Genomic DNA, 21,536 nt, shown 5'->3' on the forward strand with positions numbered 1-21,536 from the left:
GCCGCAATGCAGGGTGTTGTGGCTCGCTTACCGCCATGTATTCGCTATTTCAGCGCGATGCTCATATTCGGTGCAGACACCCGTGTCTCTTTCCATGACGACGTGATCGTCTTGGTTTCTGTATAGAATCGCGCGGCCTGCTTGCCATAGGCGTGTAGGTCACCCATGAACGATTTCTTCCAACCGGTGAAGGAAAAGAACGGCAGGGGAACCGGGATCGGAATGTTTACACCAACCTGGCCCACCTGTACTTCGTGTTGGTATTTACGCGCGTTCACGCCAGAGGTTGTGAATATGGAAGTGCCATTACCGTATGGACTTTCGTTGACGATCTTCAGTGCAGTGTCCAGGTTTTCTGCATTGATACAGCAAACCACCGGGCCGAAAATTTCTTCCCGGTAGATATCCATCTCTGTGGTGACATCGGTAAACAGGGTCGGGCCCACCCAGTTGCCGTCCGGGTAGCCGTCAACGGTGATGTTGCGCCCGTCAACGACACAGGTCGCGCCCTGGTCGATGCCGCTTTGAATCAGGCTTTTTACCCGCTCGGTTGCCGCACGACTCACGAGGGGGCCATAGGCCGCTTTCGGGTCATTCCAGACGCCGGGGCGAATGTGTTTCAGGCGCTTGGCAAGTTCGCCGGCCCACTCGATGGTTTCACCAACGAACACGATGACACTGATTGCCATGCAGCGTTGTCCGGCGGCACCCACGGTGGCGCCCACCAGCGTGTTCATCACGGTCTCTTTATCCGCGTCAGGCATGACAACCATATGATTCTTGGCACCGGCGAAGCATTGTGAGCGTTTAAGGAGGTTGGTGGTGGTGCGGTACACATGCTCGGCTACAGGCACCGAGCCCACGAAGGAAGAGGAGACAATATCAGGGTGGTTGATCAGCTGCGCCACCTGGTCCCTGCCACCGTGTACCATCTGGACGATACCGTTCGGCGCGCCCGCCTGCTGGAACAGTTCGAGCAGGCGTACCGTTGCCAGTGGGGCCTGCTCTGACGGCTTGAGGATCATCGCGTTGCCACAGGCCACAGCGATGGGGAACATCCAAAGAGGAATCATTGCCGGAAAGTTAAAGGGCGTGATGCCCAGCGTAACACCCAGCGGTTGCACCACACTTACTGTATCGACCCCGCTGGCCACGTTCTCCACGGTCTCGCCCATCATCAGGCTGGGTATATTGCAGGCGTGTTCAACGACTTCAATACCGCGCCATACATCCCCCATGGCGTCCTCAAAATTTTTGCCGTTGTCTTCAGCCAGTATTTCAGCGATATCACGCTGGTGTTCCTTCAACAAATGCTGATAGCGCAACATCAGTCGTGCACGCGCAGGAACCGGTGTGTCCTTCCACTGCTCAAACGCCGCTTGTGCGCCCGCAACCGCACGGTTGACTTCCTCCGGGGTTGCGAAGGGTACCTGTGCCAGAACGGCCTGGGTTGCTGGATTAAGCACTTCCTGTTTTTGCGCGCTGCGGCTCTCCATGAACTCGCCATTGATCAGCATTGGGACTTGTTTTGTCATGATTCCTACTCCGTTAACGGCCTGTTGCTTATTCTGTACTCGACACGCACGGGGTAAACATTGGATAAATTGCGAGAAGCATGGATGATATTGCTGCAGTATGAATTATCGGCTTACAATGGTTCGCTATGAGCGAGCCATCCAACTGGCCATTGCCAGAAAAGGGTCTGCGTTTTCTTGCCCCCAAATTTATCCTTGATCACCTGAGCGAGAATGTACTGACGCGCGAGTGCTATCCCACCGCTGTGGGGTACTACCCAAAGGCCAGTGGTCATCAAATGCGGCGGGCCAATCACGACGATTACCTGTTGCTGTACTGTGAGGATGGGGTGGGGGAACTTGAGGCGGGGGACTTTTCCTGCACCATAGAGCGTGGCGATGTTTTGATATTGCCCCGGGGACTCGCCCATCAGTATCGAGCGGATCACTCGAACCCATGGACGATTTTCTGGTGTCACTTCCGTGGGGGGCTCGCCGACGCGTTCCTGGCGCACACCGGTTTGACGCATCATATGCCGGTGTTGAAGGGGGTGGCTGATCCCGCGCTCAAGTCCAGCTTTAAATCCCTGATGAGTATCGCCAGAACCGGGTACGGTAAAGCGGCATTCGTGCACTCCGCGAACCAGCTTCGGCAAATCCTGACCTTGTTAGCTCGGCTGCGGAAGAAACATGCGCAACGGCATAAAAGCTTCGACTACGAAGCTGTGCGCAGTTACATGCGAGATAACCTTGACCAGGTGTTGAGCCTCGAAGAGCTGGCTGCCGTGTGCAACTTGTCAAAGTTTCATTTCGCGCACAAATATAAGGAGCTGACAGGCTACGCACCGCTACAGCACTTTGCCCACCTGAAGGTCGAGCACGCATGCTTTTTGCTCGATAGCACGGATTTAAGTGTGGGGCAGATTTCCTTTCACCTGGGCTACGATGACCCACTTTATTTTTCACGCGTGTTCAAACGAGTGACGGGGCTTTCACCGTCCAATTACCGCAGCTCCTCTCACCGCTGAGTCGCGGGATATATTCCCGTTGAATTCACTTGTGTCTCAGGGTGTCGACCGGTGTTTGGTGGAGAGTGTCGAGCTCAGGAAAAGTGTGTTGGAGTTCTTCCGGTACGCAAAGTACACGAGTTAGAAAGCTGCCAATGGCCTGGCCGATAACCTTATGTCCTTCTGTTGAAGAGACTGTTTCATCGATATAGCCTCGTCCGCAGGTGCGATCCTCAGGGCTGCAGATCGAGAAGTGATTGGCGTTGTCCACGAGGAGCAAGGTGTTTCTTCCATTATTTTCCGCAACGGCATGGTCGAAGGTTTGTTCAACAAGGGCCGTTGCGCTTGCTGTATATACACCGTAGCGGTGGGCACTCTGGGCGACGCAGCCATCTTGCAGGCCTCCAATCAGAAGCACCGGGATTTCCGGATTGACCGGCAGTATGGTCTCGTCAGGCCAGCCCAGGGCGGTTGAGCCTGCGGTGTGTGCACCATAGGCAAATACCGCGCGAATCGCGGGGAACCAGCCCTGGTCAGCGTTGAGCAGGGCCATGGTGCCGCCGGCACTGTGGCCTCCGAATGCAATGCGATCCAGGTCGAGATTGCCGGCGAGTACGCCGTTGCCGTTCAGGCGTGCCAGCATCGATAAAATGGCGGGTACCGCGATAGCGGAAGGGTGCTTGCCAAACTGATCCGGCGTTAGGGCCTGTAGATCGATTCCCGGGGTTGCCGCTACGGCGCCCGGTATCTCTTGCGCCACCAGTTGGTAGGTGACGGTGACGATGCCAGCCGGCGCGAGTAGCTCAGCCAGCCAGCGGTAGCTGGAAGGGTCGGTGTTGATACCCTGGAACAGGATTACTACGGGGCAGGGCGGTACACGGTCATCAAAAGGGATGGTACCTGTGCTCTGCTCCTGGAGTGAGCCACTATATCGTGCGGGGTAGTAGACTCTCGCAATACCGGTATCGTAGGGGGGTGACAGGGTGTCTACCTTGAATGCATCGAAAATACAGCGGGTCATGTACATGGAATAATGCCTTTGAGTTCCAGGTCCGAGGTTAGCGAGCTGCTCGCCATGCTGGATTGACAATTGTCAATTCGCGAGGAGTACAGTTGGGGTATCCATGATCCGGTGTTTCATGTTTCCCGTATCGCTTGATAACCCGTTTGATTTTCCCGACCAGTGAGGTGAATAGAGTGACTACAACGAGAGTGGCTTGGAAGAGAGTGATTTCAATTCGTATATTAGTGTTTACTCAGATCGTGCTTGCGACTGTATGGATACAGGCCGCCAGAGCGGCCGATTATCCCCTCGCCACCGATGATGCCTTCTGCGCACGGGTGCAGCAGTTTATCGCCGGTACCGATATGCCCGTAGACAATGTCGTGTATCAGGAGGATAGCTACTGGACTACCTTCAAGAAGTCCAAGCCGCAGGCGCAGCCGCTTACTACGCATCAGTACGCAGGCTATTCGCTGGCGAATGGCGAGCGAGCGGATTATCCGGTGACGGTGGCATGCAAGATGAAGACGGCCGAGCGCATTCGTACCGCCAACACTGGAATGCGCAATGTCGCTATTGCGGACGAGGACAGCGAATGCCAGAAGTGGCAGGCGGTCATGCTGGATGATGTCTACAGCGCACTCAAAGAGCAGGGTGGGGAGGCTTTACTTGACCGGGACAATATTGAGTTGGCGGACGAAAATAACGTGCTGGTGGGGCCACTGTGGCTGCGCCCGGAGGTCTACCAGGTGGCCTATCGCGATGGCGATACCCTGAAATTGCGCAGTAAGGCGCTACACGTCGAGTACCGCCGTTTTATGCCTGTACCCCGCAGCTTTATGGGCACCCATTATTGCACCATGATTGCGCCCGAATATCTGGCCAAGCTGATACAGGGTGAGGCCGAGGCCCCACCGCTGCAGGATTAACGCGAGGTGATCGCCTCGCTTTAAACGAGTTACGTGGTCATACCTCTACGGCGCGGCGCATTTGCTCCGCGCCCATCCGCAGAGTCAGCATCTGCTGCACCCCTTCCTCACCAAATACCTTGGTCGCCAGCTTGTTCATCGGATCGCGCTCGTAGCATAGGCGGCGCAGCTGGTGGTCGTCTCGGCGCAGGGTGGCACGTTCGCTTTCCGCCAGCGGTTCAGCGTTGTCGTACCATTTCAGCCAGTGGCTGAGCATGCTGCGGGCGTAGTTCTCAAGAATATCGATGTTGTCATCGTTCAGGTCGCCCATCAGGCTCTGGGTCGACGGATTGATCAGCGCGCGCATGTAGGGGCCATGGCTGACGGACCACTGGAAATTACTGTGGCCACGCAGTGCCAGGTATTCGTCATTGATCGGCGCGTAGTATTTATCGAGGTAGGCACTGTCCACCAGCAGGTTGCGGCGTGGCATAAAGTCGAAATAGAAAAACAGTTTGGGGATGGTGCCAAACACCATCACAAAGTGCGGCACGTCGGTCTTCTGCCCGAGGTACGCGGTGGCGTTCATGTCGAGGATGCTGGCCTTGCGGTTGCCCAGCCAGGAGTTGACCAGCCACTCGCAGTCGCCGCCACTCCAGGCCTGGAAGGAGCCTTCGAACTCACCATTGGGCGAGGTGTAGTACTCACGATCATGGCAGGAAGGTTCCAACTCCAGCCCGGTAAAGCGGCTGGCGATGGTTTGTTTTACATCGGTAAGAATCCCCCAGCAGCGCTCCCACGCTTTACTGACATCTACGTTGGGATTTTCAGATAGAAACTGGTCGATTGTCTTGGTATCGGAATGCATGGCTAGCCTCACTGATTATTCGGTTTTTGATTGCTTTTGCGCATGGGCGTCTTACGCAGGCGCTCTTTCCTTTTTCAGGTAGGCGGCATTGGGGTCGCCGTGGGCGACGCGATAGCCGGTACGGTAGATTTTCGCAGCTGAGATTCGGCGGTTGGGTGCCTTGATCTGATTCATGAACTCCAGCCGCGTGAGGCCTTCGGCGTCACATATGGCATCGAACACCCGTGCGTTGGTGGCTGGTATGCGCTCATTGTCGCACACATTAAAAATGCCGCTGAGATCGTGCTCCACGGCGTGGGCGACTGCGCTGACCACATCTTCAAAGTGGATCGCGTAGAGTAGGGCATCCGCGCCGAACAGGGCTTTGCCACCGAAATAGGAATGCGCCAGCTTTATACGTTCCGGAAAACTCAGGTCGCCGGGCGCGCCGTACATGTCGGGGAAGCGTAATACGCAACCACCAGTGCGGGACAGGATTTTCTGTTCTGCCTGCTGGTAGTAAAGCGAGGAGGGCTCTTCGTGGTTACTGGTGGGTGTTTCCTCGGTGATAGGCGCATTGCCTTCACCGCCGTCGCCGTAGACTGAAAACGAAGACAGGAATATCAGTTTGTCGCAGCAAGCGGCGGCGCTCGCACAGGTTTCTACCAGAGTCTGCTGATAATGCTGGTGGCGTTCTTCCAGTGTGCGCGTGTTCTTCACGTTGGGAGCGACGGTGACCACGATCAGCTCCACATCGGCGGCTGCTGCAGCGACTTTGTCGGATTCGTGCCCTTTCAGTACAACGACTTCATCGGCAAAGGGCTTCAGGGATTCGGTTTTTTCCGGCGTGGTAGTGGTGCCGATGAGGTGGTGTCCCTGCTCGCGCAACCGGCTGCTGAGGGCCTTACCCACGTGCCCCATACCCAGTATCAGTATTCTCATTATTTTCTCCCGCCGAAGGGTCTATTGAATATCCCATCGATACTAGGTGAGGCGGGGTGGGCCGCATTGACGATTATCAATTCCGACCCTGGGGGCTGGTGATCAGATTGCGGTTACCTCGGCTTGGCGCTGATCTTTGGTGACACCGTCGCGGGATTCGAAGTACTGCACTTCCGCCAGCTCGTAGCGGGTCTGCATATAACCCTCCACCTCGGCCCGCAGCAGCAGGTAATCGTCATCTGCGGTACACCAGACGTTATACGGTGGGTGCTCTTCCGGCAGGTCGGCGGCGGTATCGGTAACCTGGAAGTGCCGCGCGCGGAATGTGCCGGCCTCTACCGTGATTTCGGTTTCCCCCACATAGACCAGTGAAAAGCCCATCTTGAATAGCAGTGGGCCGGTGGCCCCGCGGTGATCCGGCGATGACAGCATCATGTGGGGGAAGTGTTGTTTGCCTGGTCCTTTGGACAGGTCGTAAAGCCGCATCAGCAAGCCGTCGCCGGCTATCGGGTGGCACTGCATCCACTGCACCGGCGCGGCCAGTTCAATCTGCTGGCTGATGCGTCCGTCGCGTTGGTTGAAGGTTTCGCACTCGGCGAATTTGTCGGTGAAGCGGAACCAGCCGGTGCCCTCGAATTTGTCACCCACTGTCAGGCGCACCGAGCAGTCCAGCGGTGCGGAATCACTGTGGCGCAGTGCCTGCACAATGTCGCGGGTGACACTGGGGGCGTCGTCGATTTCACAGTGCGCCTGCAGCACATCGGTGCCATCCGCCTGCTGGCTGATATTGAAGAATTCGCGGCCTCGCTCTTGGCCAAGGCGGTCGGGTTTGCGGCTGCTGTAGCGGATATGTCCTCGGATGCTGCGGTAGGGCATGTGCTTCTCTTGTTATTTTCTTCGGTGGGTTATTTGGGTTTGCGGGAATCTGATCAGCCTTCTATTAGTTCGATCCGCTCGCCATCGTGCCCGTACAGGGTACAGCTGCGGCGTCCGTGATAGGGGGCCGCCGGGTGCCTGTGTGTTTTGAGCTGTTCAGGAATGCGGTCGATGTAGAAGGTCACCATGGCGATACCGCCGCCCAGTGTATGAGGTTGCCCGGGGGCACCGGCGAGGCCCTCGAGCTGGTCGATTTCGATCAGGGTCCTGTCTGCCAGCTGCAGAGTGGCAAGCGGGTGCTGTTGCTCCATCGGCAAGCCGCGCAGCTGATTGATAACCGTTACCCGTGTGTCGAAGGTCAGGCCGCTGTGTTCGGCTAGTGACTCGTATTGTGCAAGTGATGCGACTCGGTTGCTGCTGGCGAGCACCGGGATGAACAGGTGGTCCACGGCGCAGCTGGCTTGTGGCAGCTGGAATGGGGGCACCTCGCCGGCAACTTGCGTGAGGTAAAGCAGCTCTCCGGTTGGTCCCTGAACCTGTACTGCGCGGATTTTCTCGCTCAACTCCAGATTGGCAACCGGGCGCAGCACCTCGAATGGCGATGTTTCCAGTGCGGCGGCTAGTCCATCCACGTCAGCAACTAACACTTCCATGGCCATCCAGCCGGCGCGGCACAAGGGCGTAACCGGCGTTGCAGCCGGGTCTTCGACAATGCGTAACCATGGGCGCCCATTGGTGTTGCCGAGCAGCCAGTAGGTGGCACCGGTCAATTCAGTGCATCCCCATTGCTCCGCCATGGAATCACTCAGCACGTCGCTGACGAGCACGCGGCAATGCAGGTGGCTGCAGTAGTCGTCCACCAGGCATGCGGCGTCTTGGCTCGCAAGCGTGGCAATGCTGCAGGGGCCAAGTTTGGGGGCGGAAGTGGTTTTGGTCATTGCGGTGAATTCACTGTTCTCAAAGTCCTAATGTTATAATAATATATCAAATACCGAGAGAAAAGATCTTATCTGACCCGAGGGTACAGGAGGGCAGGGAATATGGCGATAACGGGGGCGACAACGCTGTTTGACAAGCTGTGGTCGGAACACACCGTGTGTGAGCTCGATAATGGAGAGGCGCTCTTGTACGTGGATCGGGTGTTCTTGCATGAGCGCACCGGCTCCATTGCTCTGCAGAGCTTGCACACCGCTGGCTATGCCGTGCGTGACGCGCGCAAGGTGTTCTGTACTATGGATCATATCGTCGATACCTTTCCCGGCCGTGGCGACCAAACGCTGATGCCATCTGGCACTGACTTTATTGTGGCTACGCGCAAGGAGACCCGGGCGGCCGATATTCGACTCTTCGATGTCGACGACCCGGATCAGGGTATTGTGCATGTCATTTCGCCCGAGCAGGGCCTGGTGCTGCCTGGCCTTACTCTGGTATGCCCTGACAGCCACACCTGCACCCAGGGTGCGATTGGCGCGCTGGCGTGGGGGATTGGGTCGAGCGAAGCGGAGCACGCACTGGCGACGGGAACTCTGCGTGTGCGCAAGCCGAAAAATATGCGGATTGTGATCGATGGTGCCTTGCGCGAAGGGGTGACTGCCAAGGACTTGGTGCTGCACATCATAGCGCAATTCGGTACCGATGGCGGCGCCGGGTATGCCGTAGAGTTTGCCGGATCTGCCGTGCGGGATCTGGACGTGGAAGCGCGCTTCACCCTCTGCAATATGGCGGTGGAGTTCTCTGCGTTTACCGCAGTGATCGCCCCGGATGAAAAAGTTGAAGCCTATTTGTCCGGTCGCGACTTCGCCCCCAAGGGTGAGCACTGGCGCGATGCGATTGCATACTGGCGTGGCCTGCGCAGTGATGGAACCGCCACCTTCGATCGCGAGCTGTTTATTGATGCCGGAAACGTCGGGCCCGCCGTGACCTGGGGCACCAGTCCCGAACAGGTGGCGGATATTCGCGGCCATGTTCCTTCTCCTGAATCCTTTGCGGAAAGTCACCGCCGCGAGTCAGCGCAGCGGGCCTTGGAATACCAGGGTTTACAACCTGGAAAGCCTGTTTCCGACATTTCCATTGATGCCGCGTTCATCGGTTCCTGCACCAATAGCCGTCTCAGTGACTTGCGTGCCGCCGCGCTGGTGGTGAAGGGTCGATATATAGCGCCCGGTGTTCGGGGTGTTGTGGTGCCGGGCTCCCGACGCGTTAAGAGGGCGGCGGAGCGTGAAGGGCTCGACCGCGTCTTTATGGATGCCGGGTTCGAGTGGCGGGATTCCGGTTGCTCCATGTGCTTTTACGCCGGGGGTGAAACATTCGGTGAATTCAAGCGCGTGATATCGACAACCAATCGAAATTTCGAGGGGCGCCAGGGGCCAAACACGCGCACACACCTGGCCAGCCCGGCAACCGTTGCTGCCTCCGCAGTTGCGGGTTCAATCAGCTCCGCAGAAATGCTGGCAGAACGTGAGTCATTGATCGCATGAATCCATTTATTACCCACACGGGTATTGCGGCGCCGTTGCTGCGAAGGAACATCGATACCGATGCGATCATTCCCTCGCGGGAAATGAAGCGTGTATCCAAAAGCGGATTGGGTGAGGGATTGTTCGCGGGCTGGCGCTATACATTGCCCGGTGGCCGCGAACGAAATCCGTCATTTGTACTCAATCGCCCGGAATATCAGGGGGCTTCGATTGTTCTGGCGGGTGACAATTTTGGCTGCGGCTCATCTCGCGAGCACGCGGTATGGGCACTCGCCGAGTTTGGTATCCGCGCGGTGATTGCCAGCGGCTTCGGGGCAATTTTCCATACCAACTGCATTCGCAACGGCGTACTGCCGGTTTGCCTGGGCGAGGACGATATAAACGCGCTGGCACTGCGTGTGCAGCGGGATCCGCAGAGCAACCTTGTAGAAATTGATTTGCAAAAGAGCCTGGTGCGCTGCGCTGACCTGGAATGCAGTTTTGTTCTGGAGGAGGGCGCCCGCTACATGCTGTTGAACGGTCTCGACCCGATAGCCCTGACGTTGCAGCAGAATGAACTGATTGATAAATATGAGCGTGTGCGTCGCAACAAACACGCCTGGGCATTTGCCCCTTTTGAAGACCGTGTGGAAGGAGCTTTGCCGTGAAGCAGCCGGTGACACTTTTGGAACAGTTGGTTTCCCTGCTGGACCGTGAAATCGATGAACAGACACTGACACGGGCGCAACTGCACTTGCTCGACTGGCTTGGTTGCAGTGTCTACGGCGCGCGCAGTGAACTGGCGGGAAAGCTGCAGAATTATCTTGCGCAGTGGGGTACATCCGGAAACAGCTGGAACCTCAGCGGCGGCGACAGCTGTTGGCAGGATGCGCTGCAATATCACGGCGCACTCGGCAGTGTGTCTGAGATGGATGATCTGCATCGCACATCCACCCTGCATCCCGGGCCGGTCATTATCCCGGCCGCTTTGGCCGTGGCTGAGCTGGTGCAGGCCGGGCCTCGCGCATTGCTCGAATCCATCGTTGTGGGCTACGAGGTCATGATTCGTATCGGCCGCGCCTTGGGGCGCGATCACTACGCGCTGTATCACAGTACTTCAACGTGCGGCAGTTTCGGGGCCGCTGCTGCAGCGGCGCGCTTACTGGGGCTCGCTCGCGAAGAAACCGTATGGGCCCTGGCCAATGCCGGCAGCCGTACTGGCGGTTTTTGGCAAATGCGACACGAGGCCGTGGAGACCAAGCATCTGCACAATGCCAGTGCCGCGCATGCCGGTGTGCAGGCTGCATTGCTCGCATCGCAACAATTGCGGGGCCCGGCAAGCCTGCTTGAAGGTACCCAGGGTTTCTTTGCCGCAACGTCTTCCCAGGCTATGCCGTTGGCAGTCATCGACCAGGCTACAGACGGATGGTTGTTGTTTCAGTGCAGCTTCAAGCCCTGGCCCGCGTGCCGGCACACGCATCCCGCGATTGATGCGGTGCGCGCCTTGGGGGACCTGCCGGCCCAGGAAATCAGCGCCGTGGATATCAGCACCTTCGGCGATGCATTGCTCTTCTGTAACCGCCCGCATCCTGAATCGTCGGCGCAGGCGCGGTTTAGCCTCCAGCACTGCGCTGCCGTAGCGATACTTTTTGGCAAGCCTGAAATTGAGCATTTTGATCAGGCGTTCCTTGAGCGGCCCGATGTGGTCGCGCTGCGCGATAAAGTGAAACTGCATGTAAACGAGGAACACCAGCGCGCTTACCCGGCGCATTTCGGCGCGACGGTGCGGGTTACCCTGCAGGATGGCAGTGATTTGGAAATGGTGTCGCACGATGCCTGGGGTGATCCCGAATGGCCACTCGCCAGCGACGATATTATCGGCAAGGCGCGCACGCTGTTTTCCGCAGCCGGTGTCGGCGCTGAATCGACGGAAGATATTCTGGAAGTAACGCTCAATCTGAGTCGCCAGGATGATCTTGGCAGCCTGTTTACCGCCCTGCGTGGTATCCGGGGGGCGAAGTGAGCAGCTATGAACAGCGACTGGTTCAGCATGTTTCCGAAACACAGTTTGCGCAGCTGGATGCGGCGGCTGTAGAGGCTTGCAAAACATTTGTCCTGGACTCGATCGGAGTGGGTATCAGCGGATCCCGAATAGACAATGCGGCCCATTTGCTCGATACCGCAACAGGGTGGGGCAGCGCTGACCGGGACCGGTCGGCGATTGTCTGGGGCTCGAGTGTGCGGCTGCCCGCAATGCATGCCGCGATGGTGAATGCCTATCAGATCCATTGCCAGGAATTCGACTGTGTCCACGAGCAGGCGGTCGTGCATCCCATGGCGGTCATCCTGTCCGCACTGCTGGCAGAGGCGGAAGTGCTAAGGGTAGATGGGCGCGCGCTTTTGTTGTCACTGGCGCTGGCGGTGGATGTGGCCACGGTGCTGGGCATGAGTGCCGACCGACCCATGCGTTTTTTCCGCCCTGGTACCGCCGGCTGTATCGGTGCGGCGGCAGGACTGGCGCGACTGCGCGGCTATGACCAGCAAAAGATCCAGCAGGCAATGTCTATCGCCTATAGCCAAACCGGCGGCACCATGCAGGCACATACCGAGGGCGTGGCAGTACTGCCCATGCAAGTTGCCTTTAATGCGCGCAATGCGATTACCGCCGTGGACATGGCCGACTTTGGTCTCGAGGGGCCCGATCAGTTTCTCAGCGGTGATTACGGCTACTTCTCGATTATGGAGTCCGACGGTCACGCAGAGGCGGCCTTCGCGCTGCTGGGGCGGGAGTGGCAGATTAGCCGTGTCAGCCATAAGCCGTTTCCTACCGGACGCGCGGCACACGGTACCCTGGACGCATTGATGCAGTTATTGGCGGAGCACGAATTTACCGCGCAGGACATTGATTCTGTATGTATCGAAGCGCCACCACTCGTGCGCCGTTTGGTAGATCGCCCGGTGCAACCGGGTATGAGTGTGAATTACGCGAGACTTTGTATCGGGTATGTGGCGGCAACGTTGCTGATGACGGGTAATGTCGGAGTGGGTGCGTTTGATCGCGCTGCTCTGAAGGATCCGGAGCGGCTGGCGCTGGCTGCGCGCATTCATATGGTGCCATCTGCCAGTGACGACCCAAATGCGCTCGCGCCGCAGACGGTAACCGTTCGCCTGAAAAGTGGCAGTGAGTTTCAACGAACCTTGACGAGCATACTTGGCCATCCCGGCAACCCGCTAAGCCGCAAGCGACAACAGGATAAGTTTGTTGATTGCCTGGCCTCAGCCCGCAGTTCCGTGGGGGTGGAGCGGGCGAACGAAATCATCGCAATGGTAGCCAGGCTGGATCAGCTGCCGTGCATTACCCGATTTACCCAGCTGTTGATGCCTGAGCGACAGCCCCTTGTCGTAACCCACTGAAGAGAGTGAAAGTCCCTTATGCCGTACCCAAGCTATTTTGAGAGCTTTGATGTTCACCAGGCGCTTATGGATTACCCGCTCGGCGATGCTTTTCTGGCGCGCTATGCGGGAATGTCGCGCGAGGAACTGCGCCAGCTGCAGAACAAGCGCTTTCTCAAGTTGATGGCGCGTGGCTGGGAGATCCCATTCTATCAGCGGCTGTGGGGCGACGCCGGCATTGAGCCGGGGGATATCCGGAGTCTCGATGACATTGAAAAGCTGCCGGTCTTCTCCAAGTCCGACATTATGCAAAGTGTCGAACAGTTTCCGCCGATCGGGGATTTCAGTGGGCTTGAAGGATTGGCGCCAGAGCAGCGGCCTCCGGTTGTATTCCATACAACCAGCGGTACTACGGGCAGGCCGCAGCCGATTATTTTTGGCCCGCGCGGGCGCGAGATACAGGCCATGCTGGTGGCTCGGGCCTATCGTTTCATGGGGCTCAAACCCGGCGCTACGGTACAGTCCACTTACGGCCACGGCATGATTAACGGCGGCCACTACATTCGCGAGGCGGTTACCCGCTATACCAATGCGCTGTTTCTTTCTGCCGGCACTGGCCTCGAGACACGCTCTGCACAGCAGGTGCAATTGATGCACGACTTCGGTGTCAATGTCATTGTTGGTTTTGCGGATTACATCAAAAAGCTGGCGAGTGTTGCCGAAGAACAGGGACTGAAACCCGGTGAAGATATTCGCATCGATATGATTATCGGCCACCTCGGGCAGGAGACCCGCGCGGCATTGAGTGAGGCCTGGGGGGGTACAAAGCTGTACGACTGGTACGGCGTTGCTGATACCGGTTGCATTGCCGCGGAGGGGCCAGACCAGAACGGCCTGTATGTCTGGGAGGATGCGCACTATCTGGAATTACTGGATGTGGATAGTGGCCAGTGTGTCGCTCCTGGGGATACCGGCAACATGGTGGTGACCTGTCTGTACAAGGACGACATCTATCCTGTGATCCGCTTTAACACCTGTGATATCACCGAGGAAATCCCGGGTGAAAATCCTTACCAGCTGCCGTTCCGGCGCATCAAGGGTTTTCTCGGTCGCTCGGACAACATGGTCAAGCTGCGCGGAATCAATGTCTATCCGCACGGTATCGGCGGCATGCTGGCTGAGCTCCCGGGCTTTACGGGGGAATATATCTGTATTGCTGAACGCGATGATTCGGGTCGGGAAACGCTTACAGTGATGCTGGAGGTAACTGATCCGGTAGGCACGCACCCGGCGATTGCTGAACAATGCTCTGATATGCTGAAGCGGAAGCTGGGGCTGGAGGTGGGAGTGGAGCCTGTACCGGCAGGCGCTACTGCCCAGTGGACCGAGATTGATCGCCGGCAGAAACCGCTGCGCTTACTCGACCGTCGATTTGGTTAGAACCGTGCGACTTCTACCCTGGAAGAAGCTTATGGCCCAGAAAAAACACTGCGTTATCAGTGACGAAATGCTCGCGAAGGATGCCACCGCACTGGCGGCGTGCCTGCAGCGCGGGGAGCTCAGCAGTCAGGCGCTGACCGCGCGCACACTGGCGGCGATCGCGCGCAGTCAGCAGGATATCAATGCGTTCGTGCATATAGACCGTGAGGGCGCCATGAATGCGGCGCGCGAGGCCGATGTTCGGCGGCGAATGGGAAAGCCCTTATCCGCGTTTGACGGACTTACCTGCGCCGTCAAGGACAATATTGATGTCGCCGGCATGCCGACGGCCAATGGCCTGGGTTACCGGGGCGCAGCGCCGGTGGCTAGGCAGGATGCGCCGGCAGTTGCCCGCCTTCGTGCGGCGGGAATTATCGTGCTTGGTAAGCTGAATATGCATGAAATTGCCCTCGGTGCTACCAATGAAAACCCCCACTGGGGGCGCTGTGAGAATCCTCTGCGTGCTGGCTATACCCCGGGTGGATCCAGTGGTGGGTCTGGCGCGGCGGTGGCCGCCGGGCTCTGCGCATTCGCCCTCGGCACCGATACCATGGGCTCGGTACGTATACCGGCCAGCTATTGCGGTATCGCCGGGCTTAAGCCGGGGCGAGATAGTCTCACCATGGCGGGAGTGACGCGCCTGTGTCGGCAACTGGATACTGTCGGCCCGCTGGCGAAGTCGGCACGGGATCTCTCGACATTATGGCCACTGCTGAACGGGTCTTCGTCACCGGCGGTAAGGCCTTCGCGCAAATCCGATCTTAACCGCGTGCGCTGGGCGGTGATGGAAGATTGTGAGCGGGTCGGTGTGGATGCGGATATCAGCAAGGTCTTCAGGGAACTGACGGAGCGTCTACCGGGGGCCCAGCACTTGCCGTTAAATTTTTCTACCGTTGATTTTTCTGCAATCCGCCGTGCCGGTCTTTTGCTGTGCGAGGCGGAAGCGAATGTGACATTCGCCGCGGAACTGAAACAGCAGCCGCAACTATTTTCCGAACAATTGCATGGGCTACTGCAGTGGGGCGCGCAACGTAGTGCGCCGGAATTGGTACAGGCAGCGGACACAGTAATGACGGCTGGCGATTGGCTACAACAGCAAATGCGCGGCGTCGATTTCCTGCTCACACCTACTGCGCCGCAGACGGCATTTCCGTTTGCGGAGGCAGCGCCCGTTAACCAGGCCAATCTCACCAGCGTGGTGAATATGGCAGGTCTGCCGGCAGTGAGTATCCCGCTTGGGACGTCTGAGGACGGGTTGCCGTTCGGGCTGCAAATTGTTGGCGGTACCGGCTCAGAGACGGCAATACTGGGTATCTCGGTGGCGCTGCAGGAGTGGCTGGCGGTACACGAACTCGCCGTCACGGCATAAAGAATTCTCGGAGCAGGGGAGTGCACTATGACAATTGAAGTCGCCTCGCAAGACAAAACCGTCGTTGCACCGCACGTGGATTTGAGTGTCGATGGTGCACTCGCTCACATTAGCCTGGTAAATCCTGGCCAGCGCAATGCAATGACGGTGGAAATGTGGGGGCAACTTGCGGCCCAGCTTGATCGAATCGAGGCGGATGATGGTATTCGCGCTGTTTTGCTCACTGGTGCCGGTTCCCGCGCTTTTTGTGCCGGGGCGCATATCGGGGAGCTTTCTCAGGCGATGCGCGACCCGGAGGTTATGCGCCAACAGAATGTGTTGATTCAGCATGTACAGCTGAAATTGCAACGATTGTCCCGGCCGACTCTGGCAGTGATTCGTGGCACCTGTTACGGCGGTGGCTGCGGTCTGGCGTTGGCGTGCGATATCCGTATTGCCGACACCTCAGCACAGTTTGCAATAACCCCGGCAAAGCTCGGTATTCTCTACAGCATCGCGGACACCCAGCGGCTGGTACGGGCAGTTGGGGATGGCAACGCGCGCGAGATGTTACTCACCGGGCGACCTGTGGATGCCGCCCGTGCCCTGCAAATTGGCCTGATACAGCACATGGTGGAAAGCAGTGCACTTGAGGAGAAGGCGAGGGAGCTTGGCCAGGCGATGGTGGAAAATTCCCAGTACTCCCAGCGCTGGACCAAGGCTACGCTGGGATACCTCGCGGATGTTTCGTCGGGGGAAAAGGAAGATGGTGAGGAGCTGAATGCGCTATTACGCGCATTTGACGATGCATTTGCGGGGCAGGACTTTGCCGAGGGTGCAGCCGCATTTCTGGCGCGGCGCAAGGCAAGTTTCCGCTGGCCGCAGGAGTAGGTTGCTTTCAGGTATTGGCCAGTTCTTCGATAAGATCTTCCAACTCGGTAGTAGCGCTCACGTTTTCTTTGTGAGCCTGGCGCCGGGCCTGGCTGTCTTCATCGAATTGTTCAATCTCCTGCTGTACTACGCGCAGAATTCTGGCGATGAACTCCTGGTGCCACAGCCCTCGCTCTTGTGACGCTTCGGAATCCGGTTCGTAGCGATCGATCGCCTCACGCTCCAGCAGGCCGCGCGCATCCAGCAGGCGCTCCAGGGTATCGATTCGTTCCCGTGCGACCGCCAGCTCCCCGGCCACGGCCATCAGGATCGCCATCAGGCGATCCGTATCCGAATCTTTGAAATACATCGGGCGCTTGCCGCGAGCCTTGTTGCCCGCCATGGTGATCGGATCCAGCGTCATGACCTTACTCCCGATATCTGATTAAAAGCATATTCGATTATTTACTTGCGATGTACGCGTGCCAGGCGGGCTTACGACCGAAGTCTTCGCTGTCGCTCGCGGCCTTGGCGGCGCTGGGGAACAGCTCTTCATCCACTACGGCAAATAGCCCCAGCGTTGAAATTCTTTCTCGTGCGAACCCGGCGTGCTCGATTGCCTCGAACAGGTCCAGGTCGTGCAGCGTGCCCCAGAAAGGCTCGTTGTTGTTGCGGGTGTCCCAGTCGCGCATAAACTGCTCATAGGGCGGCATGTCCGGGGTGAACTGCGGTTGCTCAATGTGTACCACCTTGCCGCCATCCGCCAGCAAGCGGTGGGTTTCGCCCAGAATGCGCGGTAGCGCGCGGCTGGACGTTTCGTGGAGAAACATGCAGGTGATGATCAGATCGAAACTGCCGTCCTCGGCGTTGATGGACTCGGCGTTTTCCTGGCGGAAAGTAATATTGCTTATGCCCAGTGAACTGGCACGGGCATTAGCGTAACGCAGCACCGGCGCCGACACGTCAATCGCGAGGATTTCCGTATCCGGGAAGGCCTGGGCAAGCGGCACGATGTTGTGCCCGACGGTACAGCCAATATCGAGAATACGCCGTGGGCAAAAACCGTTTTCCGCCTGTTGCTTTAGCCACTCTACCAGCGCCTGACCGCCACCATCGCTATAGCGCCCCAGCATTCCGGCGGTGGTGACAAAGATGCCACTGTCGTAGTTGGCACCCGCGGCGATGTCATCTTTGCAATATTCGGTGTGATAGCCCCCAGGCATGCAGTGAATGTCCACGGCGCTCATGTAGCGAGGCGTTTCTACTGCGGCATTTAATTGCAGTGAGGTGCTGTCTTCATTCAGTTTTTTGGCCTTGTCGACCAATTCAGGCAGTTGGCGGAACACCATCGCACGACTGTTCTGCTGTCGCATTTCCATGGTGTTGCGGCGCAGCGAACTCCAGAATTGATAAACGGACTCGCGCTTTAGCAGTTCGCCTACTTCGCGACGGTTGGACGGCGAAGCGCCTTCGTCAACGCGTTTATCGTATGCCTTGCGCACACCTGGGAGCACCTGCGACGCCAGGTGGATATTCAGGTTGGTCAGAAAATTAAACCGCGCTATTTCGTCGTGGCTTGCTTTCGGAAACACATCGTGGCGCCCGACTGCATTCCAGGCGGGCGGTGCCTGCCGAGCTGCGTTGGCCATGGGGAACTCCGCAATTTGCGAGGATTTTCCCGTAGTCTATCGAGGTGCGACACATTGCCCATGACAATTGTCAACTTGGATGGGTTGCTCATCAGGCACGCCATAAGCAGTGCCTGATCGCACGAGGAAACAGTCGAAAATGTTAGTGAACGCTGGCGAGTTCTTCCAGCACACTGCGGTCGAGAATACGAATGCGGTGGGCGCTGACGATTTCAATCAACTGCATGGATTTTAGACGGGCGAAGGCGCGGCTGACGGTTTCGATCGTCAGGCCGAGATAGTCGGCGATGTCCTGGCGGCTCATGATCAACTCGATATCGGCATTTTGTGTGCCGCACTGGCGTCGACCGATTTGGGCGAGCAGAAAGCAGAGGCGCTCGTGTGCTTTTTTCTGTCCAAGTGCAAACAACTGGTCCAGGGTCTGCGCCAATACATTGCCGCCGATCTGGCGTGCATTGGCCTTGAGGGTGGAGGATTGATCCACCAGCGAAAGAAACTCCCGGCGAACAAAGCACTGCAGCTCGGTCTCGCGCAGTGCGACCACGCTGTACTCGTAGTCTTCGGTATTGGTAAAACCGATATAGTCCCCGGAATAGGCGAACGCGATCACCTGCCGGCGGCCGGAGCGTGACAGGCGCTCGATCATCAGAGTGCCGGAGACTACAACGTACACATTTTGTGCAGTGCTGTGTTGTTTGATCAGTTGATCGCCGGCGGAGATACGCCGGCGCTGGCAAATGGCGGTAAGGTCCGCGAGCTCCTCGTTGCCGAGGCCGCGGAACAGCTTGGAATGGAAAAACGTTTCTGGGGGTTTCAATGCGGGATTATTCACCGGGACCCTTCCTGATAATTCTTATTCCCGCAGCCTAAACCCAACCATCGTGTCTGTCTACGTCATCGAAGGTCAGTTTGCGGGCTCCGGCTGGTGACTGCCTAGTAGTAATCCGCGCTTGACCAGCGCGTCGATCTGTTCCTCGCTCAGTCCCAATGAGCGCGCTACTTCCACGCTGTGTTCACCAGCGGTGGGAAGGTCACGTCGCAACCCCAGGCGCTGGCCACCGAACTCGATCGGCAGCGCTGGCAGACGCGTTTGGGTGCCATTTTCCAGGGTAACCGGCACCAGGCCGCCGGAGGCATTCAGCTGCGGATCGTCAAACAGGTCAGCTGGCTTGTTAATGGGGGCAAAGGGAATCCCGGCGCGGTCGAGGCGTGCCATCATCTCGGCCTTCGACAGGCTCGCAAACAGGGTGTTGATTCGGGGAATCAGGCGGTCGCGTGCGGCGACGCGCCCGGCGTTATTGCTGAGTGAAGGGTCTTTTGCCAGGTCTTCCAAGTCAAACTCGTCGCAAAAGGCACGCCAGAGCGTGTCGCTGACCACACCCACGAATACGCGCTCGTTCTCCTTGCTCAGGAAAATATCGTACACGGACCAAGCGCTGCGGCGCACCGACATGGGGGGTGGCTCTTCTCCGGTCACCGCCTGTTGCGCCATATGCTGACCCACTAGGTAAGCGGTGGTTTCGAACAGTGAGCTGGTTACCTGCTGGCCGCGGCCGCTGGTTTGGCGCTGCTGAAGCGCGGCGAGAATCGCAATTACCCCGAACATGCCCCCGGTAATATCGACCACGGACGTTCCTGCCCGCAGCGGGCGATCCGGCAATCCGGTCATATAGGCGAGGCCGCCCATCATTTGCGTGACTTCATCCAGCGCGGTGCGGTGTTCGTAGGGGCCGCCGAGGAAACCCTTGAGCGAACAGTAGACCAGGCGCGGATTGCGTGCGCTGAGGTCGGCGTAGCCAAAGCCCAGCCGATCCATGGCGCCGTGGCGAAAATTCTCGATGACTACATCCGCCTCATCCACCAGGCGCAGGGCGATGTCCTTGCCCTCGGGGGATTTGAGGTCCAGCGCCAGGCTGCGCTTATTGCGGTTGTACATGGCGAAGTAGCCAGCCCCGGAGCCTTGCAATCGCCGGGTGTTATCGCCCTGACAGGGCTCTACCTTGGTGACCTCAGCCCCCAGGTCAGCGAGGATTCCTCCCGCAGCCGGTCCCATCACCATGTGGGTGAACTCGACTACCTTGATGCCGGCGAGCGGCAATTCCTGCTGATGTGCCATAAGGGCTCTCCACTGTCCTGCGTTGTTTCATATCGCCAATCAATGATATGTTATAACAATATATCAATAGGTCAAGATGGCGGGCCTGTACAGGCTCCGTTTAATTTTCATGGGAATAGGGTGCAGAGAGCGTGAGCGGGAAGGAAATTGAGATTAGTGAGGTGGGGCCGCGCGATGGTTTGCAGAGCATTGACGCGATCATGGCGACCGCAGACAAAAAGCGCTGGATTGCGGCGCTGGCCCACGCCGGTTTAAGGGAGATTGAGGTCGGATCCTTCGTCCCGGCGAAGGTACTGCCACAGTTGGCGGACACCGCCGAGATTGTGCGCTACGCCAGGGCACTGCCCGGGCTGACGGTTGCGGTACTGGTGCCCAACTTGCGGGGGGCTCAGGATGCGGTTGCTGCCGGGGCGCACAAGCTGACGATTCCGCTGTCGGTGAGCGAAACCCATAGCCTGAAGAATCTGCGCCGGACGCACCAGCAAGTGCTGGCTGAGGTGCGCGAAATCCGCGCGCTACTGGACCAGTTGCCGAAGGACCAGCGCCCGAGCCTGGAGGGTAGCCTTTCTACCTGCTTCGGATGCACCCTGGAAGGACCGGTGGCCGAAGACGCGGTGTTGCGCCTCGGTGAGGGCTTGCTGGAGGCGGGGTGTGATGAGATCGGTCTCTCCGACACCACCGGTTACGGAAACCCCGTTCAGGTGCGCAGATTGATCCACCGTGTCTGGTCGCACCTGGGGCGCGAGTCCCTGCATGGAATCCATTTGCACAACACCCGCGGGCAGGGGCTGGCCAATGTGCTGGCTGCCGTGGAAGCGGGGATTACCACGGTGGATGCATCGATGGGAGGGTTAGGCGGTTGTCCGTTTGCGCCCGGAGCAAGCGGTAATATTGTTACCGAGGATCTGGTGTTTTTGCTGGAGGCGATGGGGTACTCCACCGGTATCGATATGGAGCGTCTTATGCTGGCGCGGGAAGTATTGGCTGCCAGTTTGCCCGATGAGCCGCTGTTTGGCTTCCTTCCTGATGCCGGCTTGCCCAAAGGCTTTCAATACGCCGAGCGCGAGTCCCTCGTTGTTGCGTGATTGGCCTCGCTGGAGCGGGAGGGCAAGCCTTCCCGTTTCACGT

The 21,536-nt window shown here is 58.2% G+C and carries 20 protein-coding genes; 10 read left to right on the forward strand and 10 right to left on the reverse strand.

Features of this window, described 5'->3' with window-relative positions; all coding sequences use genetic code 11:
• Positions 1-44: 44 nt before the first annotated feature.
• Complete coding sequence (locus LC059_RS05415; RefSeq protein WP_226702787.1) at positions 45-1,535, reverse strand: CoA-acylating methylmalonate-semialdehyde dehydrogenase; 1,491 nt, start codon at positions 1,533-1,535, stop codon at positions 45-47.
• Positions 1,536-1,663: 128 nt separating this feature from the next.
• On the opposite strand from LC059_RS05415, the gene LC059_RS05420 reads away from it, so the two are divergent.
• Positions 1,664-2,542, forward strand: a complete 879-nt coding sequence (locus tag LC059_RS05420) for an AraC family transcriptional regulator (protein ID WP_226702788.1) — start codon at positions 1,664-1,666, stop codon at positions 2,540-2,542.
• Between the two features lie 25 nt (positions 2,543-2,567).
• Here the strand turns inward: LC059_RS05420 and LC059_RS05425 are convergent, their stop codons facing one another.
• The gene (locus tag LC059_RS05425) at positions 2,568-3,548 is read right to left on the reverse strand and encodes a hypothetical protein (protein WP_226702789.1); all 981 of its coding nucleotides are present in this window, start codon (positions 3,546-3,548) and stop codon (positions 2,568-2,570) included.
• Positions 3,549-3,769: 221 nt separating this feature from the next.
• On the opposite strand from LC059_RS05425, the gene LC059_RS05430 reads away from it, so the two are divergent.
• Complete coding sequence (locus LC059_RS05430; RefSeq protein ID WP_226702790.1) at positions 3,770-4,453, forward strand: hypothetical protein; 684 nt, start codon at positions 3,770-3,772, stop codon at positions 4,451-4,453.
• Positions 4,454-4,490: 37 nt separating this feature from the next.
• Here the strand turns inward: LC059_RS05430 and LC059_RS05435 are convergent, their stop codons facing one another.
• From LC059_RS05435 to LC059_RS05450, 4 genes are all read right to left on the reverse strand, one after another.
• Positions 4,491-5,300 (reverse strand): hypothetical protein, encoded by an 810-nt coding sequence (locus LC059_RS05435; protein WP_226702791.1) that lies wholly within the window; start codon positions 5,298-5,300, stop codon positions 4,491-4,493.
• 51 nt (positions 5,301-5,351) lie between these two features.
• Positions 5,352-6,221: an NAD-dependent epimerase/dehydratase family protein gene (locus LC059_RS05440; protein ID WP_226702792.1), complete on the reverse strand. Its 870-nt coding sequence runs from the start codon at positions 6,219-6,221 to the stop codon at positions 5,352-5,354.
• 102 nt (positions 6,222-6,323) lie between these two features.
• A complete protein-coding gene (locus LC059_RS05445; RefSeq protein WP_226702793.1) occupies positions 6,324-7,097 on the reverse strand; it encodes a hypothetical protein in 774 nt (257 codons plus the stop codon).
• A 53-nt stretch (positions 7,098-7,150) separates the two neighbouring features.
• Complete coding sequence (locus LC059_RS05450) at positions 7,151-8,035, reverse strand: VOC family protein (protein ID WP_226702794.1); 885 nt, start codon at positions 8,033-8,035, stop codon at positions 7,151-7,153.
• Positions 8,036-8,137: 102 nt separating this feature from the next.
• Here LC059_RS05450 and leuC point away from each other — a divergent pair, with 102 nt between their 5' ends.
• From leuC to LC059_RS05485, 7 genes are read left to right on the forward strand one after another with little or no spacing between them, the layout of a single operon-like run.
• Positions 8,138-9,574 (forward strand): 3-isopropylmalate dehydratase large subunit, encoded by a 1,437-nt coding sequence (gene leuC / locus LC059_RS05455; RefSeq protein ID WP_226702795.1) that lies wholly within the window; start codon positions 8,138-8,140, stop codon positions 9,572-9,574.
• Positions 9,571-10,221, forward strand: coding sequence for a 3-isopropylmalate dehydratase small subunit (gene leuD / locus LC059_RS05460; protein ID WP_226702796.1), 651 nt, complete (start codon positions 9,571-9,573; stop codon positions 10,219-10,221). Before leuC ends, leuD begins: the two co-directional genes overlap by 4 nt.
• Complete coding sequence (locus LC059_RS05465) at positions 10,218-11,576, forward strand: MmgE/PrpD family protein (RefSeq protein ID WP_226702797.1); 1,359 nt, start codon at positions 10,218-10,220, stop codon at positions 11,574-11,576. The genes leuD and LC059_RS05465 overlap by 4 nt, the downstream gene beginning before the upstream one ends.
• Entirely contained in the window at positions 11,573-12,967 is a 1,395-nt protein-coding gene (locus tag LC059_RS05470; protein ID WP_226702798.1) for an MmgE/PrpD family protein, read from the forward strand. Before LC059_RS05465 ends, LC059_RS05470 begins: the two co-directional genes overlap by 4 nt.
• A gap of 18 nt (positions 12,968-12,985) precedes the next feature.
• Positions 12,986-14,386 carry a phenylacetate--CoA ligase family protein gene (locus LC059_RS05475; RefSeq protein WP_226702799.1) on the forward strand — a complete coding sequence of 467 codons (1,401 nt, stop codon included), beginning with the start codon at positions 12,986-12,988 and terminating at the stop codon, positions 14,384-14,386.
• A 31-nt stretch (positions 14,387-14,417) separates the two neighbouring features.
• Entirely contained in the window at positions 14,418-15,794 is a 1,377-nt protein-coding gene (locus LC059_RS05480; protein WP_226702800.1) for an amidase, read from the forward strand.
• 27 nt (positions 15,795-15,821) lie between these two features.
• The gene (locus LC059_RS05485) at positions 15,822-16,664 is read left to right on the forward strand and encodes an enoyl-CoA hydratase/isomerase family protein (protein WP_226702801.1); all 843 of its coding nucleotides are present in this window, start codon (positions 15,822-15,824) and stop codon (positions 16,662-16,664) included.
• Positions 16,665-16,671: 7 nt separating this feature from the next.
• On the opposite strand, the gene LC059_RS05490 is transcribed toward LC059_RS05485, so the two are convergent.
• The 4 genes from LC059_RS05490 to LC059_RS05505 all read right to left on the reverse strand — a co-directional run bounded on the left by LC059_RS05490 (position 16,672) and on the right by LC059_RS05505 (position 20,408).
• On the reverse strand, positions 16,672-17,067 hold the full coding sequence (locus LC059_RS05490; protein ID WP_226702802.1) for a hypothetical protein: 396 nt from the start codon (positions 17,065-17,067) through the stop codon (positions 16,672-16,674).
• Between the two features lie 37 nt (positions 17,068-17,104).
• Complete coding sequence (locus LC059_RS05495) at positions 17,105-18,292, reverse strand: class I SAM-dependent methyltransferase (protein WP_226702803.1); 1,188 nt, start codon at positions 18,290-18,292, stop codon at positions 17,105-17,107.
• 142 nt (positions 18,293-18,434) lie between these two features.
• A complete protein-coding gene (locus LC059_RS05500; RefSeq protein ID WP_226702804.1) occupies positions 18,435-19,124 on the reverse strand; it encodes a Crp/Fnr family transcriptional regulator in 690 nt (229 codons plus the stop codon).
• Between the two features lie 72 nt (positions 19,125-19,196).
• Positions 19,197-20,408, reverse strand: a complete 1,212-nt coding sequence (locus LC059_RS05505; protein WP_226702805.1) for a CaiB/BaiF CoA transferase family protein — start codon at positions 20,406-20,408, stop codon at positions 19,197-19,199.
• 131 nt (positions 20,409-20,539) lie between these two features.
• On the opposite strand from LC059_RS05505, the gene LC059_RS05510 reads away from it, so the two are divergent.
• Positions 20,540-21,493: a hydroxymethylglutaryl-CoA lyase gene (locus LC059_RS05510; RefSeq protein ID WP_226702806.1), complete on the forward strand. Its 954-nt coding sequence runs from the start codon at positions 20,540-20,542 to the stop codon at positions 21,491-21,493.
• The last annotated feature ends 43 nt before the right edge of the window (positions 21,494-21,536 follow it).

Origin of the sequence: Microbulbifer elongatus (assembly GCF_020524885.1) — a bacterium.
Taxonomy (GTDB): Bacteria; Pseudomonadota; Gammaproteobacteria; order Pseudomonadales; family Cellvibrionaceae; genus Microbulbifer; species Microbulbifer elongatus_A.

Coding starts and splice junctions, on each gene's coding strand:
- LC059_RS05415 (WP_226702787.1), bottom strand. CDS start 1,535: ATGACAAAACAAGTCCCAATGCTGATCAATGGCGAGTTCATGGAGAGC.
- LC059_RS05420 (WP_226702788.1), top strand. CDS start 1,664: ATGAGCGAGCCATCCAACTGGCCATTGCCAGAAAAGGGTCTGCGTTTT.
- LC059_RS05425 (WP_226702789.1), bottom strand. CDS start 3,548: ATGTACATGACCCGCTGTATTTTCGATGCATTCAAGGTAGACACCCTG.
- LC059_RS05435 (WP_226702791.1), bottom strand. CDS start 5,300: ATGCATTCCGATACCAAGACAATCGACCAGTTTCTATCTGAAAATCCC.
- LC059_RS05440 (WP_226702792.1), bottom strand. CDS start 6,221: ATGAGAATACTGATACTGGGTATGGGGCACGTGGGTAAGGCCCTCAGC.
- LC059_RS05445 (WP_226702793.1), bottom strand. CDS start 7,097: ATGCCCTACCGCAGCATCCGAGGACATATCCGCTACAGCAGCCGCAAA.
- LC059_RS05450 (WP_226702794.1), bottom strand. CDS start 8,035: ATGACCAAAACCACTTCCGCCCCCAAACTTGGCCCCTGCAGCATTGCC.
- leuC (WP_226702795.1), top strand. CDS start 8,138: ATGGCGATAACGGGGGCGACAACGCTGTTTGACAAGCTGTGGTCGGAA.
- leuD (WP_226702796.1), top strand. CDS start 9,571: ATGAATCCATTTATTACCCACACGGGTATTGCGGCGCCGTTGCTGCGA.
- LC059_RS05475 (WP_226702799.1), top strand. CDS start 12,986: ATGCCGTACCCAAGCTATTTTGAGAGCTTTGATGTTCACCAGGCGCTT.
- LC059_RS05480 (WP_226702800.1), top strand. CDS start 14,418: ATGGCCCAGAAAAAACACTGCGTTATCAGTGACGAAATGCTCGCGAAG.
- LC059_RS05485 (WP_226702801.1), top strand. CDS start 15,822: ATGACAATTGAAGTCGCCTCGCAAGACAAAACCGTCGTTGCACCGCAC.
- LC059_RS05490 (WP_226702802.1), bottom strand. CDS start 17,067: ATGACGCTGGATCCGATCACCATGGCGGGCAACAAGGCTCGCGGCAAG.
- LC059_RS05495 (WP_226702803.1), bottom strand. CDS start 18,292: ATGGCCAACGCAGCTCGGCAGGCACCGCCCGCCTGGAATGCAGTCGGG.
- LC059_RS05505 (WP_226702805.1), bottom strand. CDS start 20,408: ATGGCACATCAGCAGGAATTGCCGCTCGCCGGCATCAAGGTAGTCGAG.